At 40.0% G+C, this 20,470-nt stretch carries 14 protein-coding genes; 7 read left to right on the top strand and 7 right to left on the bottom strand.

The genetic code is table 11. The annotated features are described in order from the left end of the window. Positions 1 to 114: 114 nt before the first annotated feature. Positions 115 to 816, bottom strand: coding sequence for a TIGR04219 family outer membrane beta-barrel protein (locus tag MMY79_RS00100; RefSeq protein WP_252613391.1), 702 nt, complete (start codon positions 814 to 816; stop codon positions 115 to 117). 643 nt (positions 817 to 1,459) lie between these two features. Between MMY79_RS00100 and MMY79_RS00105 the strand changes: the two genes are divergently transcribed. Further along, on the top strand, positions 1,460 to 2,938 hold the full coding sequence (locus tag MMY79_RS00105) for a sodium-dependent transporter (protein WP_252611098.1): 1,479 nt from the start codon (positions 1,460 to 1,462) through the stop codon (positions 2,936 to 2,938). Positions 2,939 to 2,950: 12 nt separating this feature from the next. After that, a complete protein-coding gene (locus tag MMY79_RS00110) occupies positions 2,951 to 3,094 on the top strand; it encodes a methionine/alanine import family NSS transporter small subunit (protein ID WP_004640212.1) in 144 nt (47 codons plus the stop codon). Between the two features lie 39 nt (positions 3,095 to 3,133). Here the strand turns inward: MMY79_RS00110 and rsmB are convergent, their stop codons facing one another. Both rsmB and fmt read right to left on the bottom strand, forming a co-directional pair. Beyond that, the gene (gene rsmB / locus MMY79_RS00115) at positions 3,134 to 4,438 is read right to left on the bottom strand and encodes a 16S rRNA (cytosine(967)-C(5))-methyltransferase RsmB (protein ID WP_252611101.1); all 1,305 of its coding nucleotides are present in this window, start codon (positions 4,436 to 4,438) and stop codon (positions 3,134 to 3,136) included. Then, positions 4,435 to 5,397, bottom strand: coding sequence for a methionyl-tRNA formyltransferase (gene fmt / locus MMY79_RS00120; RefSeq protein WP_252611103.1), 963 nt, complete (start codon positions 5,395 to 5,397; stop codon positions 4,435 to 4,437). The genes rsmB and fmt overlap by 4 nt, the downstream gene beginning before the upstream one ends. Positions 5,398 to 5,745: 348 nt before the next feature. On the opposite strand from fmt, the gene ilvD reads away from it, so the two are divergent. The 3 genes from ilvD (at position 5,746) to MMY79_RS00135 (ending at position 9,994) form a co-directional block, all read left to right on the top strand. Next, positions 5,746 to 7,575, top strand: a complete 1,830-nt coding sequence (gene ilvD / locus MMY79_RS00125; protein WP_252611105.1) for a dihydroxy-acid dehydratase — start codon at positions 5,746 to 5,748, stop codon at positions 7,573 to 7,575. A gap of 319 nt (positions 7,576 to 7,894) precedes the next feature. Further along, positions 7,895 to 9,184, top strand: a complete 1,290-nt coding sequence (locus MMY79_RS00130) for a hypothetical protein (protein ID WP_252611107.1) — start codon at positions 7,895 to 7,897, stop codon at positions 9,182 to 9,184. Positions 9,185 to 9,262: 78 nt separating this feature from the next. Continuing rightward, the gene (locus tag MMY79_RS00135) at positions 9,263 to 9,994 is read left to right on the top strand and encodes a sulfite exporter TauE/SafE family protein (protein ID WP_252611109.1); all 732 of its coding nucleotides are present in this window, start codon (positions 9,263 to 9,265) and stop codon (positions 9,992 to 9,994) included. A 9-nt stretch (positions 9,995 to 10,003) separates the two neighbouring features. Here the strand turns inward: MMY79_RS00135 and MMY79_RS00140 are convergent, their stop codons facing one another. From MMY79_RS00140 to MMY79_RS00155, 4 genes are all read right to left on the bottom strand, one after another. Then, positions 10,004 to 10,894, bottom strand: coding sequence for a LysR family transcriptional regulator (locus MMY79_RS00140; protein WP_252611112.1), 891 nt, complete (start codon positions 10,892 to 10,894; stop codon positions 10,004 to 10,006). A gap of 105 nt (positions 10,895 to 10,999) precedes the next feature. Next, positions 11,000 to 12,295, bottom strand: a complete 1,296-nt coding sequence (locus tag MMY79_RS00145) for a solute carrier family 23 protein (RefSeq protein ID WP_252611114.1) — start codon at positions 12,293 to 12,295, stop codon at positions 11,000 to 11,002. Between the two features lie 297 nt (positions 12,296 to 12,592). After that, positions 12,593 to 15,277 carry a phosphoenolpyruvate carboxylase gene (ppc, locus tag MMY79_RS00150; protein ID WP_252611116.1) on the bottom strand — a complete coding sequence of 895 codons (2,685 nt, stop codon included), beginning with the start codon at positions 15,275 to 15,277 and terminating at the stop codon, positions 12,593 to 12,595. Between the two features lie 170 nt (positions 15,278 to 15,447). Further along, positions 15,448 to 16,071: a TetR/AcrR family transcriptional regulator gene (locus tag MMY79_RS00155; protein WP_252611117.1), complete on the bottom strand. Its 624-nt coding sequence runs from the start codon at positions 16,069 to 16,071 to the stop codon at positions 15,448 to 15,450. Positions 16,072 to 16,220: 149 nt separating this feature from the next. Between MMY79_RS00155 and MMY79_RS00160 the strand changes: the two genes are divergently transcribed. Both MMY79_RS00160 and MMY79_RS00165 read left to right on the top strand, forming a co-directional pair. Next, entirely contained in the window at positions 16,221 to 17,327 is a 1,107-nt protein-coding gene (locus tag MMY79_RS00160; RefSeq protein ID WP_252611119.1) for an efflux RND transporter periplasmic adaptor subunit, read from the top strand. Further along, a complete protein-coding gene (locus MMY79_RS00165) occupies positions 17,324 to 20,449 on the top strand; it encodes an efflux RND transporter permease subunit (RefSeq protein ID WP_252611121.1) in 3,126 nt (1,041 codons plus the stop codon). Before MMY79_RS00160 ends, MMY79_RS00165 begins: the two co-directional genes overlap by 4 nt. The last annotated feature ends 21 nt before the right edge of the window (positions 20,450 to 20,470 follow it).

The following is a 20,470-nucleotide window of genomic DNA, read 5'->3' on the forward strand; positions in this document are numbered from 1 at the left end:
TTTTGTGCGCGGAAATTAATGTAGCAGATATGGCTCAAAAAATTTAAAGCAATAAAAAAGGACTCTATAAGAGTCCTTTTTTATATGGGAAGGAAATTTCGAGTTCATTTGGGTTTAGAAATGTGCTTCTAAGCCTACATATGGGCCCTTAAATTCAAACTTAAGATCATTATTATCGTAGTCTTCTAAATCGATATTGAGTACGCGATACCCTGCTGTTAAACCAAGATCAATGAGTAGATTATCTGCAAATTTATATTTTACTTCTGCTAATGCATCTGTGATTCGTGCATCATCAAAGTTTGTATAGGTTGCTTCACCTTTAGCACTTAAGCCTGTAAATGGGAGTTTTACTTCACCAGACAAATAAGCAATAGGATATGTTTTATCAATATCTACGCGCTTACCCGTATACGCAGTAATATCACCATTTAGTAGAGTTGCACCAAGTCCAGCATCTACACTCACAATATTGTCTAGTAACTCATAATAGAGAATAAAATCACTATGGTCTAAATCAACTTTATAGTTAGCTTGACCTAGAGTTTCTGATTTAGTTTGAGTATCTAAATTTACATAACGAATTTTTGCATTTGGAATAAATGGGATTGGATGTTCTATTGCCAATGAAAGTTGAGCACTCCCTTTTTGATCTAAATCTTGATCTTCAGGGAATTGAGAAGACATATTCGCTTTACCATCATAAAACCAGTAGCCTATATCTCCTTTTACTCCAACAAAGTCTGCTTGGGCAAAGCCACTTAAGCCCATCCCGAGCGTTAATAAAGATATTTTTAATATTTTCACTTTGAACATCCGCATAAAAGAAATCTTTGAGCGCATGATATAGACATCTTGCTACAGATGCATTGATAAAAAATATGAGTCTTAAGCGTATATTGTTAATAATTTTTCTAAGATGAATAAAATATTAATCATTTCAAGTGATTAATATTTTCCTTTGAATTTTGATGATATTAATCCTCTACGGGTTTTTAGTATAAATTTTGTCATTTAAAAAAACTTGGTATTATCAAATTTTAATTGGAAACTTAAGAAAAAATTAATAGATAAGTTGAGTAATTAAATAAGTCTTTTTAGGAATTGGAAGAAAATGTCATTGAACAATATTGTCTGCCTATATGCTTTAAACGTAAAGATTAGCTGAAAAATAACCAATTGTGAAAAAAACTTGGGAAATTCGTAAAATTTCTGACGGAAATTACAGTAAAAAGAAATAAAAACAGGTATTGTTCAGCTATATAGGGGCAAAAAATGGACAAAAATCTTTAAGGAAGAATTTTCTATATTTGCTTGTTTGAAATGAAAATAAAAATACTCACAAGGTGCCTTTTATTCTCAATCAAACACAAAAGTATTCTTTGGTTCTTTTTTTGCATGCGGAATAACAATCAACAATAGCAGTAAAAATAAGCAATCTTTTAACATTAGGTGTTTTATGACAGATTCTCGTGAAAACTGGACGTCACGATCTGGTTTTATTATTGCAGCCGTTGGTTCGGCTGTAGGCTTAGGTAATATTTGGCGCTTTCCATACGTTGCTTATGAAAATGGTGGTGGTGCGTTTCTTATTCCCTATCTATTGGCACTGATTACTGCTGGTTTACCGTTATTATTTTTAGATTATGCGGTCGGTCATCGTAGTACTGGTTCACCTCCAAAAGCATATCGGGCCTTATTTAAAGGTGGAGAAACATTAGGATGGTGGCAGGTTTGTGTCTGTATCATTATTGGTTTGTATTATGCAAGCGTTTTGACATGGGCAGGTAGTTACGTTTACTTCTCTATTGGTCAAATGTGGGGAAGTGATCCGGAAGGTTTCTTCTTTAATACCTACTTACAAACCTCAAAAGCGACTGGTTTTGATTTACAGTTTGTAAGTCATTTATTCTGGCCGATTGTTGGAATTTGGGCACTTACTTTAATCATTCTTTATGGTGGGGTGAAAAAAGGTGTGGAATTATCCAATAAGATTTTCATGCCATTATTATTCGTTCTATTTACTATTTTGGTGATTCAATCATTACGTTTACCGGGTGCAGTTCAAGGTTTGAATGCATTCTTTACACCAAACTGGTCGGCAATGATGGACTATAAAGTATGGTTAGCCGCTTATGGTCATACTTTCTTCTCCCTCTCTGTTGGTTTCGGGATCATGGTTACCTATGCATCTTATTTAAAACCAAAAACGAATTTAACAGGTTCTGGCTTAATCGTTGGTTTTGCAAATGCATCAACTGAGATTTTAGCGGGAATTGGTATTTTTGCAGCGCTTGGTTTTATGGCACATGCAGCAGGTACTGAAGTTAAAGATGTCGTGAGTGGTGGAATTGGATTAGCATTTATTGCATTCCCGAAAATTATTTCAAGCTTAGGTGCTGGGGCTGATTTATTCGGTCTTTTATTCTTCTCTTCACTTTTCGTCGCAGGTATTTCTTCGATGGTCAGTATTTTGGAAGTGCCTATTGCAGCAATGCAAGATAAATTGAAATGGGGCCGTAAAAAAGCTGTAACGATTATTGGTGGTGGTAGTGCACTTGTATCAATTATTTTATTCTCAAGTGTAAATGCAATTAAGCTGGTTGATATTGTTGATCACTTTATCAATAACATCGGTATTATCGGTGGTGCATTAATATCAATTATTAGCGTAGCTTGGTTTAAACGTTCAGCTCTTAAAGAACTTAGTGACCATATAAATCGTATCTCAACCATTCAAGTGGGTAAGGGATGGGATTTCACTTTAACGGTTATTACATCTTTAATCTTGTTAACTACACTCTGTATGACTGTTTTTAATTTGATCAAAAATGGCTATGATACTTATAGTATGAGCTTACAAGGTGTATTCGGCTGGGGCAGTGTGATTTTCTGTGCGGTCGTTGCAATCGTGTTAAGCAAAATGAAAGATCGCTAGGAGGATAAAATAATGAATACTTCGGCAATCGTGATGATGGTGATTTCGATGGTGTTTTTATGGGGCGGATTGATTTTATCCATCCTACATTTATCGAAACATCCTGAAGAGTTAGATGATGTTTTAGAAGATGTAAAAGATCAGCATACGCTTTGATGCTGACCTAGTAAAAAGCAGGCTTTAAGCCTGCTTTTTTTATGCAATTTTTTGAATTTTACAATAATAAAATCCATCGCCAGACTGCGCTTGCGGTAATAATTGTCGACCATGAATTTGTTCAAGTCCCCAATTCGCTTCAATCTTAATTTCTTTTGCATCAGTATGTTCTGCAAAGAAATTTATCATCTGCTGTTCATTTTCAGCTTTTAAAACTGAACAGGTAATATAGAGCAGTGTGCCTCCAACGTTGAGTTGTTGCCACATGTGTTCCAAAATTTGCTTTTGCAGTTCAATCGTTTGAGCTATGTCGCTAGATTGGCGCAATAAACGGATATCAGGATGACGACGAATAACACCTGCCGCAGAACATGGTGCATCAAGCACAATACAATCTACTGGTTGTGCAGGCACCCATTGGGTTGCATCGGCTGCCAAAATTTCTGTTTGACTTTGATCAAGTGCTAAGCGGTTTAAATTCTCGGTTACACGGATTAAACGGTTAGAATCTTGGTCAATAGCAATGAGCTGAGCTGGTTTAAACTTTTCGAGTAAATGAGCTGTTTTTCCACCGGGAGCTGCACAGGCATCAATCACTGTTTTATTATTTAAATCTGGCAATAATGTTGCACATAGCTGAGCATGTTCATCTTGTACAGAAAACCATCCCTCTTCAAAACCGGGTAGTTGGGTAATTTGTACGGATTGTTCAAGAACAATACCTGCTTCAGACAAAGTACATGCACGTGCTTGAATATCTAGACTTTGTAATTTTGCTAAATAGGCATCACGGCCAATATGACGCTGGTTAACTCGTAAGGTTAAAGGTGCGACTTGTTTTAATGATTGGCAAAGAGATTCAGTTTGTTCTCCCCAATCCTTTTTTAACCTTTTAAAAAGCCAACTTGGTAAGCCATGCGCTTGCTGTAAACCTTGCTGAAAGTCATCAGTTTCACGAGTAGCACGGCGCAAAATAGCATTCACAATACCGCCGAGTGCAGGAAATCCAAGTTGTTTGGTGGCATCTACTGTTTCTGATATGGCAGCGTGTGCTGCAATACGCGTGCATAAAACTTGATAAAGCCCAACATACAGACAGGTTTCAACAGTTTCATTATTCAAAGGTTTGCTGAGCAAAGGTAGGCTAATTGATTTAAGTGCAAACCATTGGCGTAGCGTACCTAGAACAAGTTCATGAAATAGTGCGCGATCACGTTCAGCAACTTGATTCAGCTGTGTATTTAAAATACTAGCGAGTGATTGGCCTTGCTGAACTTTTAATAACGTCTGGACAACTTGAGCACGTAAGTTAAATCGTGACGAATTTGATGAAACCTGACTCATGGTAGAATTTGTCCTACGTGAAGTTTTTGAGTTTGTGCAATTTGTTGAGCATTCATTGCTTTACCACCCGGCCATTGCACGCTGCTCAGACAAATAAAGGAGTTTTGACCACAAGCAACATGTACGCCTTGTTTATCAATCGCGATAATTTCACCAGCTTGAACATTTGCTTGGTTTTGAGTAGAAGTCGCTGAGTTCCAAACACGTAAAGCATTATTTTCATCTAACTGAATGAATGCAACTGGCCAAGGGTTGAACGCACGAATATTTCGGTCAAGTTGAACAGCATCATTTGACCAGTCAATACGAGCTTCTGATTTCACCAATTTGTGTGCATATACAGTTAGACTTTCATCTTGAACTTCACGCTCTGCCAAATATTTTTGTAGCGTTTCTTCTGACTCGAGTACCTCACAAATTGCTTCCGCACCTTGAACTGCGAGTTTGTCATGTAAAGTCGCTGATGTATCTTCGGCTGTGATTGGACAATAGGTTTTATACATCATATCGCCTGTATCTAAACCAGCAGCCATTTGCATGATTGTGATTCCTGTTTCTTCATCACCTGTTGCAATCGCACGCTGAATTGGTGCTGCTCCGCGCCAACGTGGTAATAGTGAACCGTGAATATTTAAACAGCCATATTTAGGTGTATCGAGCACAGCTTGTGGCAGAATCAAGCCATAGGCTGCAACAACCATCACATCGGCACCTAAAGCTGCAAGTTCTTGTTGGGCTGCGAGCCCTTCTTCTGTAGATGCTTTAAAGTGAAGTGGTTGATAAACAGGGATACCATGTTCAAGCGCAAGCTGTTTTACAGGAGATGGTGTTAGTTTTTGTCCACGGCCTGCTTTACGATCTGGCTGAGTGTAAACGGCGATAATTTCATGGGAAGTTTTTAATAATGCCGCCAATGCTGTTGCAGCAAATTCGGGGGTGCCAGCAAAAATAATTTTCACAAATGCAATCCAAAAAGAGTTTATGGGTAGTATACGTGAAAAACGTTTGAAGCCCTAAACTCATGGCTATTGAGCGTTTTAGTTTTTAAATAGTGAACAAAAAATTATTCAAAAAATTTTATTGATAAAAAAAGGTTATGAAAAAATAAAAAATTATTCATGTAAGTTTTGCTAAATATTGACTGACTATTACTGTTCTTGGCTTTCCGAATATTATTTGCTTCTATAGAATGGAGAATGATCAAATTATGATGATGAGTCAATATTCCGACTGATCTAACGCTATATCAGTATCATTCAGCCAGAGTGGGAGAAATTCCGCTCAAGCACAACTTGTTGGAAACACTAATGCCTGACTATCGTTCAAAAACATCGACACACGGAAGAAATATGGCTGGCGCACGTGGCTTATGGCGTGCAACAGGAATGAAAGATGAGGATTTCGGCAAACCGATTATTGCGGTGGTCAATTCATTTACTCAATTTGTTCCAGGCCATGTACATCTTAAAGATTTAGGGCAACTAGTCGCAGCAGAAATTCAGGCGGCAGGTGGTGTTGCTAAAGAGTTTAATACGATTGCAGTAGATGACGGGATCGCAATGGGGCATGACGGCATGCTTTATTCATTACCATCACGTGATTTGATTGCTGACTCAGTTGAGTACATGGTGAATGCACATTGCGCCGATGCAATGGTATGTATTTCTAACTGTGACAAGATTACTCCGGGAATGTTGATGGCTGCGATGCGCTTGAATATTCCAGTGGTTTTTGTGTCTGGCGGCCCAATGGAAGCGGGTAAAGTTAAATTCCGCGGTGATGAAAAAGCGATTGACCTTGTTGATGCAATGGTTGTTGCGGCTGATGAAAGTTATACAGATGAAGAAGTAGCGGAATTTGAACGTTCAGCATGTCCAACCTGTGGTTCATGTTCAGGTATGTTCACTGCAAACTCAATGAACTGTTTAACAGAGGCTTTGGGTTTATCTTTACCAGGTAATGGTTCAATTGTTGCGACTCATGCGAATCGTAAAAAATTATTCTTAAAAGCCGGTCAGCTTATTGTTGAATTGGCTAAACGCTATTACGAACAAGAAGATGCAAGCATTTTACCGCGTTCAATTGCAACAAAGGCTGCATTTAAAAATGCGATGACGCTTGATATTGCAATGGGTGGTTCAACCAATACGGTTCTACATTTATTGGCTGCGGCAAGTGAAGCAGAAGTTGACTTTACCATGGACGATATCGACGAACTATCACGTCGAGTTCCTGTATTGTCTAAAGTAGCACCTGCAAAACAAGACGTTCATATGGAAGATGTACACCGTGCAGGTGGCATTATGGCCATTTTAGGTGAGCTTGACCGTGCGAAATTACTTGATGTATCACTACCAACTGTACATGAGAAAACTTTAAAAGATGCATTGGATAAGTGGGATATTATTCGTACTGAAGATGCAGATGTATATGAATTCTATCGCTCATCTCCAGGTGGTGTACCAACGCAAGTTGCATTCTCTCAAAATCGTTACTACGCAACTTTAGATGGCGATCGTGAAAAAGGCGTTATTCGCAATGCAGAACATGCATTCTCGAAAGATGGTGGTTTAGCAGTTCTATATGGCAACATCGCGCTTGATGGCTGTATTGTAAAAACTGCGGGTGTAGATGAATCGATCTTGAAATTTACGGGTACAGCGCGTGTTTTTGAGAGCCAAGATGCGGCTGTAGATGCTATCTTGGGTCATGACATTAAAGCTGGCGATGTTGTTGTGATTCGTTATGAAGGTCCACGTGGTGGTCCGGGTATGCAAGAAATGCTTTATCCAACCAGCTATCTTAAATCTAAAGGTTTAGGAAAAGACTGTGCATTAATTACAGATGGTCGTTTCTCTGGTGGTTCATCAGGTCTTTCGATTGGACATGTTTCGCCAGAAGCTGCTGAGGGCGGTGCAATTGGTTTGGTAGAAGATGGCGATACGATTGAAATCGATATTCCAAACCGTACTATTCACTTGAACGTTGATGATGCGACTATGGCGCACCGTCGTACAGTGCAAGAAGCGAAGGGCTGGCATCCGAAAGAAGAACGTAAACGTAAGGTATCAAAAGCGTTAAAAGTTTATGCAATGCATACAACAAGTGCAGCGAAAGGAGCTGTACGCGTTCTATAAAATATTCAATTTTATTAATTGAATAGAAATTATGCACCCATCTGCACGATGAATTATTATCATGCTGATGGGTGCATTTTTTACATCTATTCGAAAAAATAGGCTTGTAGATGAGGGTGTTGCAAGTCATTCTATGGGTTTGCTATAAAATGATGATAAAATCTTCACCGATGCAGGAATACGTGCAATAACATGATCTTTGTTCTGCATAAGCAGAGCTTTCAGCATTTTGTATATGAAGTTTCTGCGACACTTTGTACTGCGATCAAAGCAGTTTTTTGGTCTTGCTTAGGATTTATTTTTTAGAGGCTCTACTCTCATGTCATTGCTACGCCGTTGGTTTGACCCTATCCGATCGAGTTGGTTTTACCAAAAACCTTCACGTCAAGCGGTGTTACCCACGGAAAATGGTTTAAGTATTTATTTACGACTTGATGATGTGTATAGCTACTTAGCTGTTCAGCAACTGTCTCAGCTCGATGAGATTTTAAGTGATGAACTTAAGCCCTTAAAAATTATTATTTCCCATACGGCTTCTGAACCTCCGAATGGTATGTTGCATGAAGAATGGCAAAATTATTGTTTGAATGATGCCAAAATATTAGCCAAACAACACCGTTTTGCTTTTGATGAATTTCCAGAAATCCCAAGCCAAGAATCTTTAAAACAAGCTGCTGTCATATTAAAAAGAACCCCATTACAAGGTCAGAATTTCTTACATTTACTTGAAGATATTTTTCACATGCTTTGGCAGCAACAATATGGAAAGTTGCGTACTTTACATGCCATGGCAGTTAAACATCAGCTCCCTCAACATTTTTCTGAACGTATTTTTACGGATGAGCCTGTAACGGCTGCATATTTTGAGTTTGGTGGACGTAAATATCATGCAGTAGATGATTTATTACGTTTAACTCGTCGTCTAAAGCAGCAAAAGTTACTGACTGGTAATCCGATCTTTTTAATTAATCATATCGAATGGCGTGAGCATTTGATTAATGATGCTGAGGCACTTACCGAAATTCAGACACTTCATCCTGAGCTCGATATATATATTGCCTTGGAAGATCCAATGAGCTGGCTGTTGCTTGCTTATATTAAGGAAGAACTGGCTGATTATTACGACATTCAATTAAAAGTTTATCCTTTAAGCTACCAAGGCCGAGATTGGTTTGACTGGAGTTTGGCAACCCGCGTTTCTAAACGAACAGACGTCGCTTTTACTCCTTTTTGCCGCCCTACAGAAGAAAGTACGCTTGAAATGGCAAAGCTTTTTTATAGTGTGCAGGAAAATCAGCAAATCGATACGATTTTTACGATCTTGCAAGCCGCTTGGACAAAAGGAAAAGATTTATCTTTCCAAAAGCATTTCCAAGAATTACAGCAGCAGCTGGGAATTGAGCAGTTAACCGAGCAGGATGTGCCAGCAGTTCTGGCACAAAATGATGCTTTTTGCAAAGATAAGCATCAGCCTGATTTACCAGTTCTAGAGTTGCGTATTGATGGTCAAAGCTATGTATTTAATAGTTTGTACCGTGTTTGGATGATTGAAAGTATTTTTAGTAATGTATTAGAAGAAAAATATAAAACGGCCTCAACTTTTAATTGAGGCCCACTTCTAAAAACAAGAATAGGGCAAAGCCTGTTTTTTCCGTAGCATAACCTTGTAAGGAATCGGAGATAAACAGTGACATTTTTAGCAATTATTATGGTGGTGTTTGCCTTTGCTGGCATGATTAAAGGCATGATCGGTCTAGGGTTGCCCGCAGTATCGATGGGTTTGCTCACGATCGCAATGAGTCCTTTTCAAGCAGCCTCTTTACTTATTGTTCCTTCAATGGTTACCAATGTTTGGCAGCTTTTTGCTGAAGGGCATGTCTGGTCTTTTATTCGCCGTTTCTGGACGTTATTAGTGGGCATTGTGGTAGGCTCAATATGGAGTTTTCTACCGACTTTAAGTCAAAGTCATGGGAAGAGTAGTGAAATTCTATTAGGCTGCATGTTGGCCCTATATGGTCTCTATGGTCTATGTGTGAAGAAGCTTCCGCACTTAGGTAAACATGAGCGTTGGTTATCACCTATCATTGGTTATATTGGTGGGGCAGTGACGGTAGCAACAGGCGTCATTATTATTCCGATTGTTCCTTATTTGCAGTCTTTGCATTTAAAACGTGACGAGTTGGTACAAGCTCTAGGACTGACTTTTACGGTGTCTACTATTTGTCTTGCGGTTTTTTTACATCACAACCCGATGTCAGGAATAACACTGAACTATCGTTTATCTTTTGCGGCTTTATTCGCTGCACTCATTGGTATGTGGTTAGGTAAAAAAATCCGTTATCGCCTAAATGAACAGAAGTTTCGCCGTATCTTTTTTATAGGTTTAGTCTCATTAGGTCTTTATATGGTTTTGCACTAAGCCAAGTGTTTAAGGGCGATGCTGTAATAAAAAATTTGCAAATTGTTGGTAACTGCTAGGCAGCTGATTGAAATTTTGTGTGGCTAAAAGCAGTTTACGATTTGCCCACGCACCTAGCAGTTGGATCGAATGAAAATCATAATCCGATTGCAAACGCTGTGCAGCGCGAGCCGGCATAATCGCAATTCCCACGCCTTTGGCAACTACTTCAGCAATTGCACTAAAGTTAGGTAAGCGCAAACGGTACTGTATGTTAAAGCCTAATAGCTTAGCTTGGGTTTCGATAGACTGTTGCAAAGAGTGATGGGGTTTAAGACCAATAAAACCATAGCTTAGAGCATCTACCAAATTCAGCTCTTGGCATTGAGCTAAATTATGTGTAGCAGGGCAAATCAGAACTAACGGATCACTAGCAAATTCCTTAGTTTGCAAATGTCTGGTATCAAAAAAACTTGAGACTAGACCTAGACTCGCAACCCCTTGCGTTAATGCATCTACAATTTCTGAGCTTTCTGCCTCATGCAAATCGATATTCATTTCAGGATGAAGCACCAGATATTGCGGTAATAACATAGGCAAATATTCACTTTGAGCAGAAGAGTTACACCAAAGCGTTAATGCCTCTGTGGTAGGGTGCCTAAACCGCTGCATTTCTTGTTCGAGTTGATCTTTTTGTGCTAAAAGCTGACGAGCATGTTCTACAAAAGCATGTCCTGCTGTGGTGAGTTCTAGCCCAGTGGTTTGGCGAATAAATAAGGGTGTTTCAAAATATTGTTCGAGTTTTTTTATACGCTCGCTCGCTGCTTGAAGTGAAATCGCAGAGCGATCAGCACCTTTAGTTAGGCTACCAGTCGAGACAATATGGAGAACTAGCTGTAAATCAAAAAAATCAAAACGCATGATATGAACGTATTGAAATGCAAAAATTCATCATACTAAAAAGTGATCAAGAAATGTGATGAAAGGCAATAATAAAAAGGCAGCTTTCGCTGCCTTTTTTTGAACTTAGGTTTTATCTTTTAAACTAAACAGCCAATTTAGAATAATCGCTGCAAATGTTGCTGTACCAATGCCACCTAAATTGAAATTACCAAACATTAATTCAAAATTTCCTGCACCTAAAATAATTGTTACAGAAGCAACAATCAGGTTTTTATTGTTAGAAAAATCAACTTTGTTTTCAATCCAGATTTTTGCACCAGCAATGGTAATTAAACCAAATACAACAATAGACGCGCCTGTTAATACAGCACTTGGAATAGTACTAATTACCGCGCCAAATTTTGGAGATAAACCCAAGAAAATAGCAAAGACACCAGCAATTACAAAAACAATGGTTGAGTAGACACGAGTGACTGCCATAACACCAATGTTTTCGCCATAAGTCGTCATACCTGGAGCACCGACACTTCCAGAAAGCGTTGTTGCTAAACCATCTGCAACAAATGCTTTGCCTAACTGTGGAGTCAGATTTTCACCAGTCATTGCACCAACAGCTTTAATATGGCCTAGGTTTTCTGCTACTAAAATAAGCGCAACTGGCGCAATAATTAGCATTGCTTTGGTATCAAAAGTTGGGTGCGAAAAGCTTGGAATACCGAACCACGCAGCTGCTGAGATTTGGCTAAAATCGATTGGTTTACCAAAACCTAGCCCATTGGTGGTAATAGCATAAATTGCATAAGCCAAAATTAAACCGACCAATAGAAGCAAACGTTGCAATAAGCCGCGAGTAAAGACTGCAATACTGCCCATACAAAGTACGGTAATTAAGGCCATCCACATTTCAAATGGCTGTCCTGCAACACCTTTAATGGTAACAGGTGCAAGGTTCAGACCAATAATCATCACAATTGCGCCAGTCACGACAGGTGGCATGAGTTTTTCAATCCAGCGTGTGCCTGTAAGCATGACAATAAAACCGATAATGGCATAAAACACACCACATGCTACGATTCCGCCTAAAGCCATAGAAAGGTTTGGATTGGCACCTGAACCTGTAATATGCCCAGTTGCTGCTGCAACTACACCAATAAATGCAAAACTTGAACCTAAGTAACTCGGAACACGACCACCCGTAATGAAAAAGAACAGGATGGTACAGATACCAGACATTAAAATGGCAAGGTTAGGATTAAAGCCCATGAGTAATGGTGCTAAAACAGTTGCTCCAAACATGGCAAACGCATGTTGAATACCTAAAATAGCACTTTGAACTGGGGGGAGATATTCGTTGGTAGAGACCGGTCGATGGTCAATATCACCTTGGTAAGGCTGCCATTTTGGAAACCAATTGGACATAAAATAAGCTCATTATTCTTTAATTGGTGCCATGATACTCTTTCTTGAGAATGCATTTAATCTCTAGAGAGAAGTATGTTAGTGAAAAATAATTATTTTTTAACGATTGGTATAATTTTATGAATTCTAAATATAAGGAATTAGTTATTTTTTTCTCATAAAGACTAATTTTTTGATTTTAAAAAAATATTCTAAAAAATAGAAAATCGAGGAAAATTTAAGAAAAATAGAGAATTTTGCAAGTAAAAAGCAGTACATCGAGATGCACTGCTTTGTTAAACAATCGGTAAAATTAGCTTAGCCCGTATTACGTAAACCAGCAGCAATACCCGCAATACTCACCATCAGTGCATGGTCAACAGGTGTGTTCTCTGCCTGACGTTCAGCGAGATAATCACGGCGGCGTTTCATGAGTTCAGCCTGTAATAGATGCAAAGGAAGTAAGTATGGTTTACGAACCTGCATTGATTGATCAAGAACTTCGTTATTGCTAAGAAGCTTTGATTCATCTTTCAATTTAAGTAGCGTTTCAACAGCATCTTTTAGGCGCTGACGTAATTGGTTACCGAGCACTTTTAAATCTTCATCTTCAGTCAAATGAGACTCGTAATAGAGTGCAATGTTGGCATCAGATTTGGACAATACCATTTCCAACATATCAATAAGCGTCTGGAAATAAGGCCATTGCTGGAGCATTTCATCAAGCGTTGCTTTTTGCTGATCGGCAATTACTTCATTAATTGCTGCACCAGTACCTAGCCATGCAGGTAACATTAAACGAATTTGAGTCCATGCAAACACCCATGGAATCGCACGTAAAGACTCAATGCCTCCACTCACTTTACGTTTTGCTGGACGTGAGCCTAAGGGCAACATTTGTAATTCAAGTTCAGGCGTAACGGTTCGTAAATACTTCACAAAATGTGGATTTTCACGCACTGTCTGACGATAAACCTTAACAGAATGATCTGTCATACGGTTCATGATTTCACGCCACTCGGCCTTAGGTTCTGGTGGCGGTAATAAGGTCGCTTCGAGTGTTGCAGCGGTATAGATTTCAAGGTTTTGCATGGCAATCCCTTCTAAACCGAACTTGAAGCGAATCATTTCACCTTGTTCTGTGACACGGATTGCACCAGAGATAGAGCCGGGCGGCTGTGAAAATAGTGCCTGTTGTGTTGGAGCACCACCACGACTAATTGAACCACCACGGCCATGGAACAGCGTCAACTGTACGCCGTGTGTTTGAGCAATTGCTGTCAGTTCTTCTTGAGCACGATACTGCGCCCAGTTAGCTGACATGAAACCAGCATCTTTTGCAGAGTCGGAGTAACCGATCATGACCTCGTGTTTACCCTGAATGTGCTGTTTATACCAATGCATATTGAACAGCGTATTCATAGTAGTTGCGGCACCATCTAAATCTTTTAAAGTTTCAAATAGCGGAACTACACGTAGAGGGTGTTGAATACCTGCTTCTTTTTGCAATAACAATACAGCTAAAACATCACTTGGATATTCAGCCATCGAAATAATATAGGCACCTAAGGATTCAGGCGGTTGGTCTGCCAAAGTACGCATGGTTGCAAATACTTCTTGGACATCTGGGTGTCCAATCAAACTGCCTTCAGGTTCATTAATATATTTCGGTAAAAGCGGGCGTTTGCTTTGTAATTCCTGAATCAGGAAGTTTTGGCGCGCTTGTTCAGTCCAAGACTCAAAATTACCTAAACCTAAATATTCGGTAATTGCTGAAATCGCTTGGCGATGGCGACCTGATTCTTGGCGAATGTCGAGTTTAAGTAGTTCGATACCAAAACAGTTCACACGGTAGATAAAGTCGAGGAGTTGACCATTCGCAATTTCAGGTAAGTTGCTGTCGATTAAGGAGCGATAGCACAGCAATAAAGGTTGTAAGAGTTCGTCTTTGCTTTTAATGACATTGCTGTCGTCTGCTTCTAAGCCTTGTAGGCGCTGCGCTAACCAGTGGCGAGTCGCTTTTAAGCGTTCGCGTGTTGCCCTTAAATATTCACGATAAGGCTCTGCATGTTGGTTACCAATAGCCTGAATCATTTCTTCAGAACAGGTTTGGATTGAAAGTTCCCAACGTAAGTTTTCGATATCTCTTAGGTAAAGGTCAGCAGCTTGCCAGCGTGATAACCACAGTACTTCTTGGGTAATTTGATGAGTAACATTTGGGTTGCCATCGCGGTCTCCGCCCATCCAAGAAGCAAAGCGAACTGGCGCAATGTTAAGGGGTAAGTCTTGTTGGCAATTTTCTTGGACCAACTCATTTAACTCACGAACAAATTTAGGTACAGCATTCCAGAGTGTTTGTTCAATTGTTGCAAAGCCCCATTTCGCTTCATCAACTGGAGTCGGGCGGTGCTGACGAATTTCATCTGTTTGCCAAGCTGAACTGATTTGTTGCTTTAAGTTGGCAAGTGCACTTTGACGTTCACGTGGAGTGAGTTTTTGCTGATCAAGCTGAGATAAACATGCATTGATATCATCATATTTCTGAATCAGTGTACGACGGCTCACTTCGGTTGGGTGCGCTGTAAGTACTAACTCAATATTGAGATCACAAATTTGCTGAAATAGTTTTTCTGTCGAAATACTTTTATCTTTAAATTTTTCAAATAGGTGAACAAGTGGATTTGGAGAATTAGCCTCCGAATCGAATTCTGCCTGTCTGCGACTACGCACCACATGATATTGCTCGGCAATATTGGCAAAATTTAGGAAGTGGGAAAAAGCACGGGTGAGAGGTAATAGCTCTTCATCGGGCAGTTCTAAAAATAATTGTTCTAGTTGCTTTTCTGCTTCAGCTTGACCATCTCGTGCACCTTTAGCAAGAGCACGGATTTGCTCGATCTGATTAAACAGTTCTTGTCCTGCATGTTGTTTTAGGGTTTCACCTAACAAATTGCCAAGTAAACGGACATCCTCACGCAGTGGAGCATCGATTTGCTGAACCATGCTATTTTCTCCTGTTCTTATTCTTATCGAATATAGCGCGATTAACAAACATTCCAAGCTTTGAGCGTAAGAAAATGTGAATTTTTGCTTAAAAAATAACATTTAATTCGCTTATGGCGTCTTAAAAGAAGACATGCACTCAGCGCAACTTTTAGCAATCGGACTTTGGTTTAATTCCGATATTTGAGCATGAATAAATTAATTGCATCTTGAATAATCTGGTCTAGTTCTTGCGCACTAGGTACAGCAATAATTCTAAGTAGAACCTTGTGGTGGCGTACACCAAGCAACAAAGTTAAAAGAAGCTCTGTTTGATAAACAGGATCAGCGGCTTGGATAAAACCTAATTCAGCTGCTTTTTGGAAGAATACGGTTAATTGATTTTGAAGTCTGGTATGAGATGCAGTAAAAAATTGTTCAGCTAAAGGGCTTTGTTCTGCTGCGAGTTCGAATAATACGTGCTCGAGTTTAAGTGCTTCAGGTGAATAAATAATCTGCAAGGCACGTGAACACACAATAAAGAGTGCTTGATAAAAGTCTGCCGATGCATCTAACTCAAATTGTTTCGTACTCAGCGTCTCTTCACAGGTTTCTGTAATCGCACAGATAAACAAGTTCGCTTTGTCTTGAAAGTGGTTATAAACCGTGAGTTTAGTGACACTTGCTTCCTGTGCGATCTGGTTCATGCTGGTACCGTGATAGCCAGATTTTAAAAAAATAGCTTTCGCGGCTTGTAGGATACGAGCACGTTTTTCCAGATCTTTGGGGCGACCACTTTGATTAACTGTTTGCACAAAATCCTCTGATAAAAATTTAAAAAAATATCAATTTATAAGTTTTTCTTTAATTAATGTACCCATGAGTATATTAATTAAAAAATAAACAATTTATGATGAAAGCATATTGTGCCTTAAAAAATCAGTTTGAATAAGAGCGATAAGATATGAATCTGTTAAAACCTCTCATCATGAGTATGGTGATTGTTTGTACGGTCACATTAATGGGGTGTAGTAAAGAAGCCCCAAAAACAGAAGAAATACCCTATGTGATGGTGGCTCAACCCTTAACTACTCTCAATGAACAAAAAAGCTATGCAGGGGATGTGCAGGCCAGACAACAAACAGCTTTAGCATTTCGGGTCGGCGGACAGGTGACGGCACGTTATGTGGATGTAGGCGATCGAGTTAAGGTCGGACAAGTTTTAGCAAAGCTTGACGTGGCAGATGCTCAGCTACAATTAAATGCTGCTAAAGCACAACTGGACAATGCACAGGCTTCAGCAAAAACAGCAGCAGATGAACTTAAACGTTTTCAGCAATTATTGCCGATTAATGCGGTGAGCCGTTCGCAATTCGATACGGTAAAAAATCAATATGACGCGGCACAAGCGGCTCTACAGCAAGCTCATTCTAACTATGAAGTTTCTGCGAACCAAACTGGTTATAACCAACTCGTTTCTAATAAAAACGGAGTGATTACTGCGCGAAACATTGAAATTGGACAAGTGGTTGCTGCGGGTCAAGCGGCTTATCAATTGGCTATTGATGGAGAGCGTGAAGTTGTCATTGGCGTGCCAGAACAAGCTGTTGCCGAGATTAAGGTTGGCCAAGCAGCTTGGGTGACTTTATGGTCTAAACCGAATGACCGATTTGCTGGTTATGTGCGTGAAGTGTCTCCAGCGGCGGATCAGTCTCGTACATTTACGGTCAAAGTTGCTCTCAAAGAAGGTCAATCTGTTATTCAGCTTGGACAAAGTGCACGTGTATTTTTTAGCTCAACTCAAACCAATGTGATGAGTGTGCCACTTTCGAGTGTTTCAGCAACAGATAATCAGCCTTATGTCTGGGTGGTTAATGCGAATCAGACTTTGCGTAAAGTACCTGTAACGATTGGTGCATATGGCAAAGATAGCGTACCGGTGTTATCTGGTTTGGCTCCAAACGATTGGGTTGTGATTGGTGGCGTACATTTGCTACGTGATAAACAGAAGATTCATCCGATTGACCGTGAAAACCGTGGGGTGAAAATTCAGGGAGCAACCCAGCCATGAAATTCAATCTCTCGGAATGGGCATTAAAGAATAAAGGCATCGTCCTTTATTTTATGCTGTTGCTTGGTATTATCGGCGCGATCTCTTATTCAAAATTATCACAAAGTGAAGATCCACCATTTACCTTTAAGGTCATGGTGGTGCAGACCTACTGGCCTGGGGCAACTGCCAAAGAAGTTTCTACTTTAGTTACGGACCGTATCGAAAAGGAACTCATGACAACAGGGCAGTATGACAAGATTATGGCTTACTCCCGTCCTGGTGAGTCGTTGGTCACTTTTGTGGCGAAGGATTCACTTACTTCTGACAAGATTCCCGATGTTTGGTACAACGTTCGTAAGAAGGTAAATGATATACGCCATGAACTGCCAAACGGTGTACAAGGTCCATTTTTCAATGACGAATTTGGAGACACTTACGGCAATATTTATGTACTGACAGGCAAAGACTTTGACTATGCACTTCTTAAGGAATATGCAGATCGTTTACAATTACAGCTTCAACGCGTCAAGGATGTCAGTAAGGTTGAATTAATTGGTCTGCAAGATCAAAAAATCTGGATTGAGATTTCTAACACTAAAGCGGTACAGCTTGGTATTCCAGTTACAGCGATTCAAGATGCCTTACAAAAGCAAAATAGTATGGCAAGTGCAGGTTTTTTTGAAACAGGCACAGACCGTATTCAGATTCGGGTAAGTGGTCATTTACAAAACATTGATGAAATTAAGAAAATGCCTTTACTGGTAGGTGATAAAACCATTCAGCTCGGAGATGTCGCTGATGTCTACCGTGGTTTTAGTCAACCTGCTCAGCCACGTATGCGCTTCATGGGTGAAAATGGCATTGGTATTGCTTTATCGATGCGTAAGGGCGGTGACATTATTGCCTTAGGTAAAAATCTCGACACAGAATTTGCCCAACTGCAAAAAACTTTGCCTTTAGGCATGAAGCTTCAAAAAGTTTCTGACCAACCTGTAGCAGTACAACGCAGTATTCATGAGTTTATAAAGGTACTCGCTGAAGCAGTTATTATTGTCTTGTTAGTGAGTTTTTTCTCTTTAGGATTCCGCACGGGATTGGTGGTCGCTTTTTCTATTCCTTTAGTTTTAGCAATGACCTTTGCAGGTATGAGTCTGTTCGATGTTGGCCTACATAAGATTTCACTGGGTGCCTTGATTCTGGCGCTAGGTTTGTTAGTCGATGATGCCATTATTGCCGTCGAGATGATGGCAATTAAGATGGAGCAGGGTTATAGCCGGATTAAAGCCGCCGGATTTGCGTGGAAAACAACAGCGTTTCCAATGCTCACCGGAACACTGATTACTGCGGCTGGTTTCCTACCGATCGCTACGGCTCAGTCTGGTACAGGTGAATACACACGTTCTATCTTTCAGGTGGTGACGATTGCCTTATTAGTCTCTTGGATCGCGGCAGTTTTATTCGTACCTTATTTAGGTGAAAAACTATTACCTGATTTTACCAAAACAGGCCATCAGGCACCTTGGTATGTCCGTTTATGGGCGAGATTAACTAAAAAACCGCAACCGCAAACTGTAGTCATTTCACAGGACCATCACTACGATCCTTACCAATCTAGCTTCTATTTACGTTTTAGAAAGATGGTCGAGTTTTGTGTGACTTACCGTAAAACCGTAATTGCGACGACGGTGGGTATTTTTGTGCTATCTGTGCTGATGTTTAAGATCGTTCCTCAGCAGTTTTTCCCACCTTCGAACCGTGCCGAGATTTTAGTCGATTTAAAACTTGAAGAAGGTGCTTCTTTAACAGCGACAGAACAAGCTGTGAAAAAGGTTGAAAAATTTCTGTCTAAACAAAAAGGTATTGATAACTATGTGGCGTATGTCGGTACAGGTTCACCACGTTTTTATTTACCGTTAGATCAGCAATTACCGCAAGCCAGCTTTGCGCAGTTTGTTGTACTCGCATCATCACTAGATGATCGTGATGAAATTCGACGCTCGTTAGACACACAAATTAAGCAATTACTTCCACAAGTTCGTACTCGCGTGTCATTACTAGAAAATGGCCCACCTGTTGGCTATCCATTGCAATATCGTGTGTCGGGCGAAGATCAAAATCTGGTCCGCCAAGAAGCACAGAAGGTTGCTAAACTAGTTAGCGAAAACCCGAATACTACCAATGTGCATTTAGATTGGGGTGAGCCGAGTAAGATTATTTCAATTCAAATTGACCAAGATCGTGCTCGACAAATGGGTGTCTCTAGTGTCGATTTAGCGAACTTCATTAATGCATCAATTACAGGTAGTGCGATTGAGCAATATCGTGAAAAGCGTGAACTCATCGAAATCCGTTTACGCGGCGATCAGAGCGAGCGAGTTGAAGTAGCTTCACTGGCAAGTTTGGCTGTACCAACGACCAATGGAACTACTGTGCCTTTGGCTCAAATCGCTAAAATTGAGTATAAGTTTGAAGATGGTTTAATTTGGCATCGTAACCGCTTACCAACCATTACTGTTCGCGCAGATATCCGGACTCAATTACAACCCGCTACAGTGGTTGGCGAGTTAGCTGAATCAATGGATAAGTTACGTGCTGAATTACCAAGTGGTTATCTTGTTGAAGTCGGTGGAACCGTAGAAGAATCTGCACGTGGGCAGAACTCCGTTAATGCGGGTATGCCACTGTTTTTAGCTGTAGTAATGACATTACTAATGATTCAACTCAAAAGCTTATCTCGCGCGACTATTGTGTTGTTAACAGCTCCGCTTGGTTTAATTGGTGTGGTTTTATTCTTACTCCTATTTAACAAACCATTCGGCTTTGTGGCGATGTTGGGCACAATTGCACTCTCTGGCATGATCATGCGTAACTCGCTTATTTTAATTGATCAAATTGAACAAGACAGGCAAGCAGGGCATCCAACATGGGAAGCGATTATTGAGGCGACAGTGCGTCGATTCCGTCCGATTATTTTGACTGCTTTAGCCGCAGTTTTGGCCATGATTCCACTTTCTCGAAGTATTTTCTTTGGTCCGATGGCAGTTGCAATCATGGGTGGATTGATTGTTGCCACCTTACTGACATTATTTTTCTTACCTGCGCTCTACGCAGCGTGGTTTAAGGTGAAAAAAACCGCATAAAATACATAAATTTTTTGTGAA

The sequence above is a fragment of the Acinetobacter sp. XS-4 genome, assembly GCF_023920705.1.
Classification (GTDB): domain Bacteria; phylum Pseudomonadota; class Gammaproteobacteria; order Pseudomonadales; family Moraxellaceae; genus Acinetobacter.

Bases quoted from the DNA above. Each gene is read 5' to 3' on its own strand.
- MMY79_RS00100 (WP_252613391.1), bottom strand. From the start codon at position 816: ATGTTCAAAGTGAAAATATTAAAAATATCTTTATTAACGCTCGGGATG.
- MMY79_RS00105 (WP_252611098.1), top strand. From the start codon at position 1,460: ATGACAGATTCTCGTGAAAACTGGACGTCACGATCTGGTTTTATTATT.
- MMY79_RS00110 (WP_004640212.1), top strand. From the start codon at position 2,951: ATGAATACTTCGGCAATCGTGATGATGGTGATTTCGATGGTGTTTTTA.
- rsmB (WP_252611101.1), bottom strand. From the start codon at position 4,438: ATGAGTCAGGTTTCATCAAATTCGTCACGATTTAACTTACGTGCTCAA.
- ilvD (WP_252611105.1), top strand. From the start codon at position 5,746: ATGCCTGACTATCGTTCAAAAACATCGACACACGGAAGAAATATGGCT.
- MMY79_RS00130 (WP_252611107.1), top strand. From the start codon at position 7,895: ATGTCATTGCTACGCCGTTGGTTTGACCCTATCCGATCGAGTTGGTTT.
- MMY79_RS00140 (WP_252611112.1), bottom strand. From the start codon at position 10,894: ATGCGTTTTGATTTTTTTGATTTACAGCTAGTTCTCCATATTGTCTCG.
- MMY79_RS00145 (WP_252611114.1), bottom strand. From the start codon at position 12,295: ATGTCCAATTGGTTTCCAAAATGGCAGCCTTACCAAGGTGATATTGAC.
- ppc (WP_252611116.1), bottom strand. From the start codon at position 15,277: ATGGTTCAGCAAATCGATGCTCCACTGCGTGAGGATGTCCGTTTACTT.
- MMY79_RS00160 (WP_252611119.1), top strand. From the start codon at position 16,221: ATGAATCTGTTAAAACCTCTCATCATGAGTATGGTGATTGTTTGTACG.
- MMY79_RS00165 (WP_252611121.1), top strand. From the start codon at position 17,324: ATGAAATTCAATCTCTCGGAATGGGCATTAAAGAATAAAGGCATCGTC.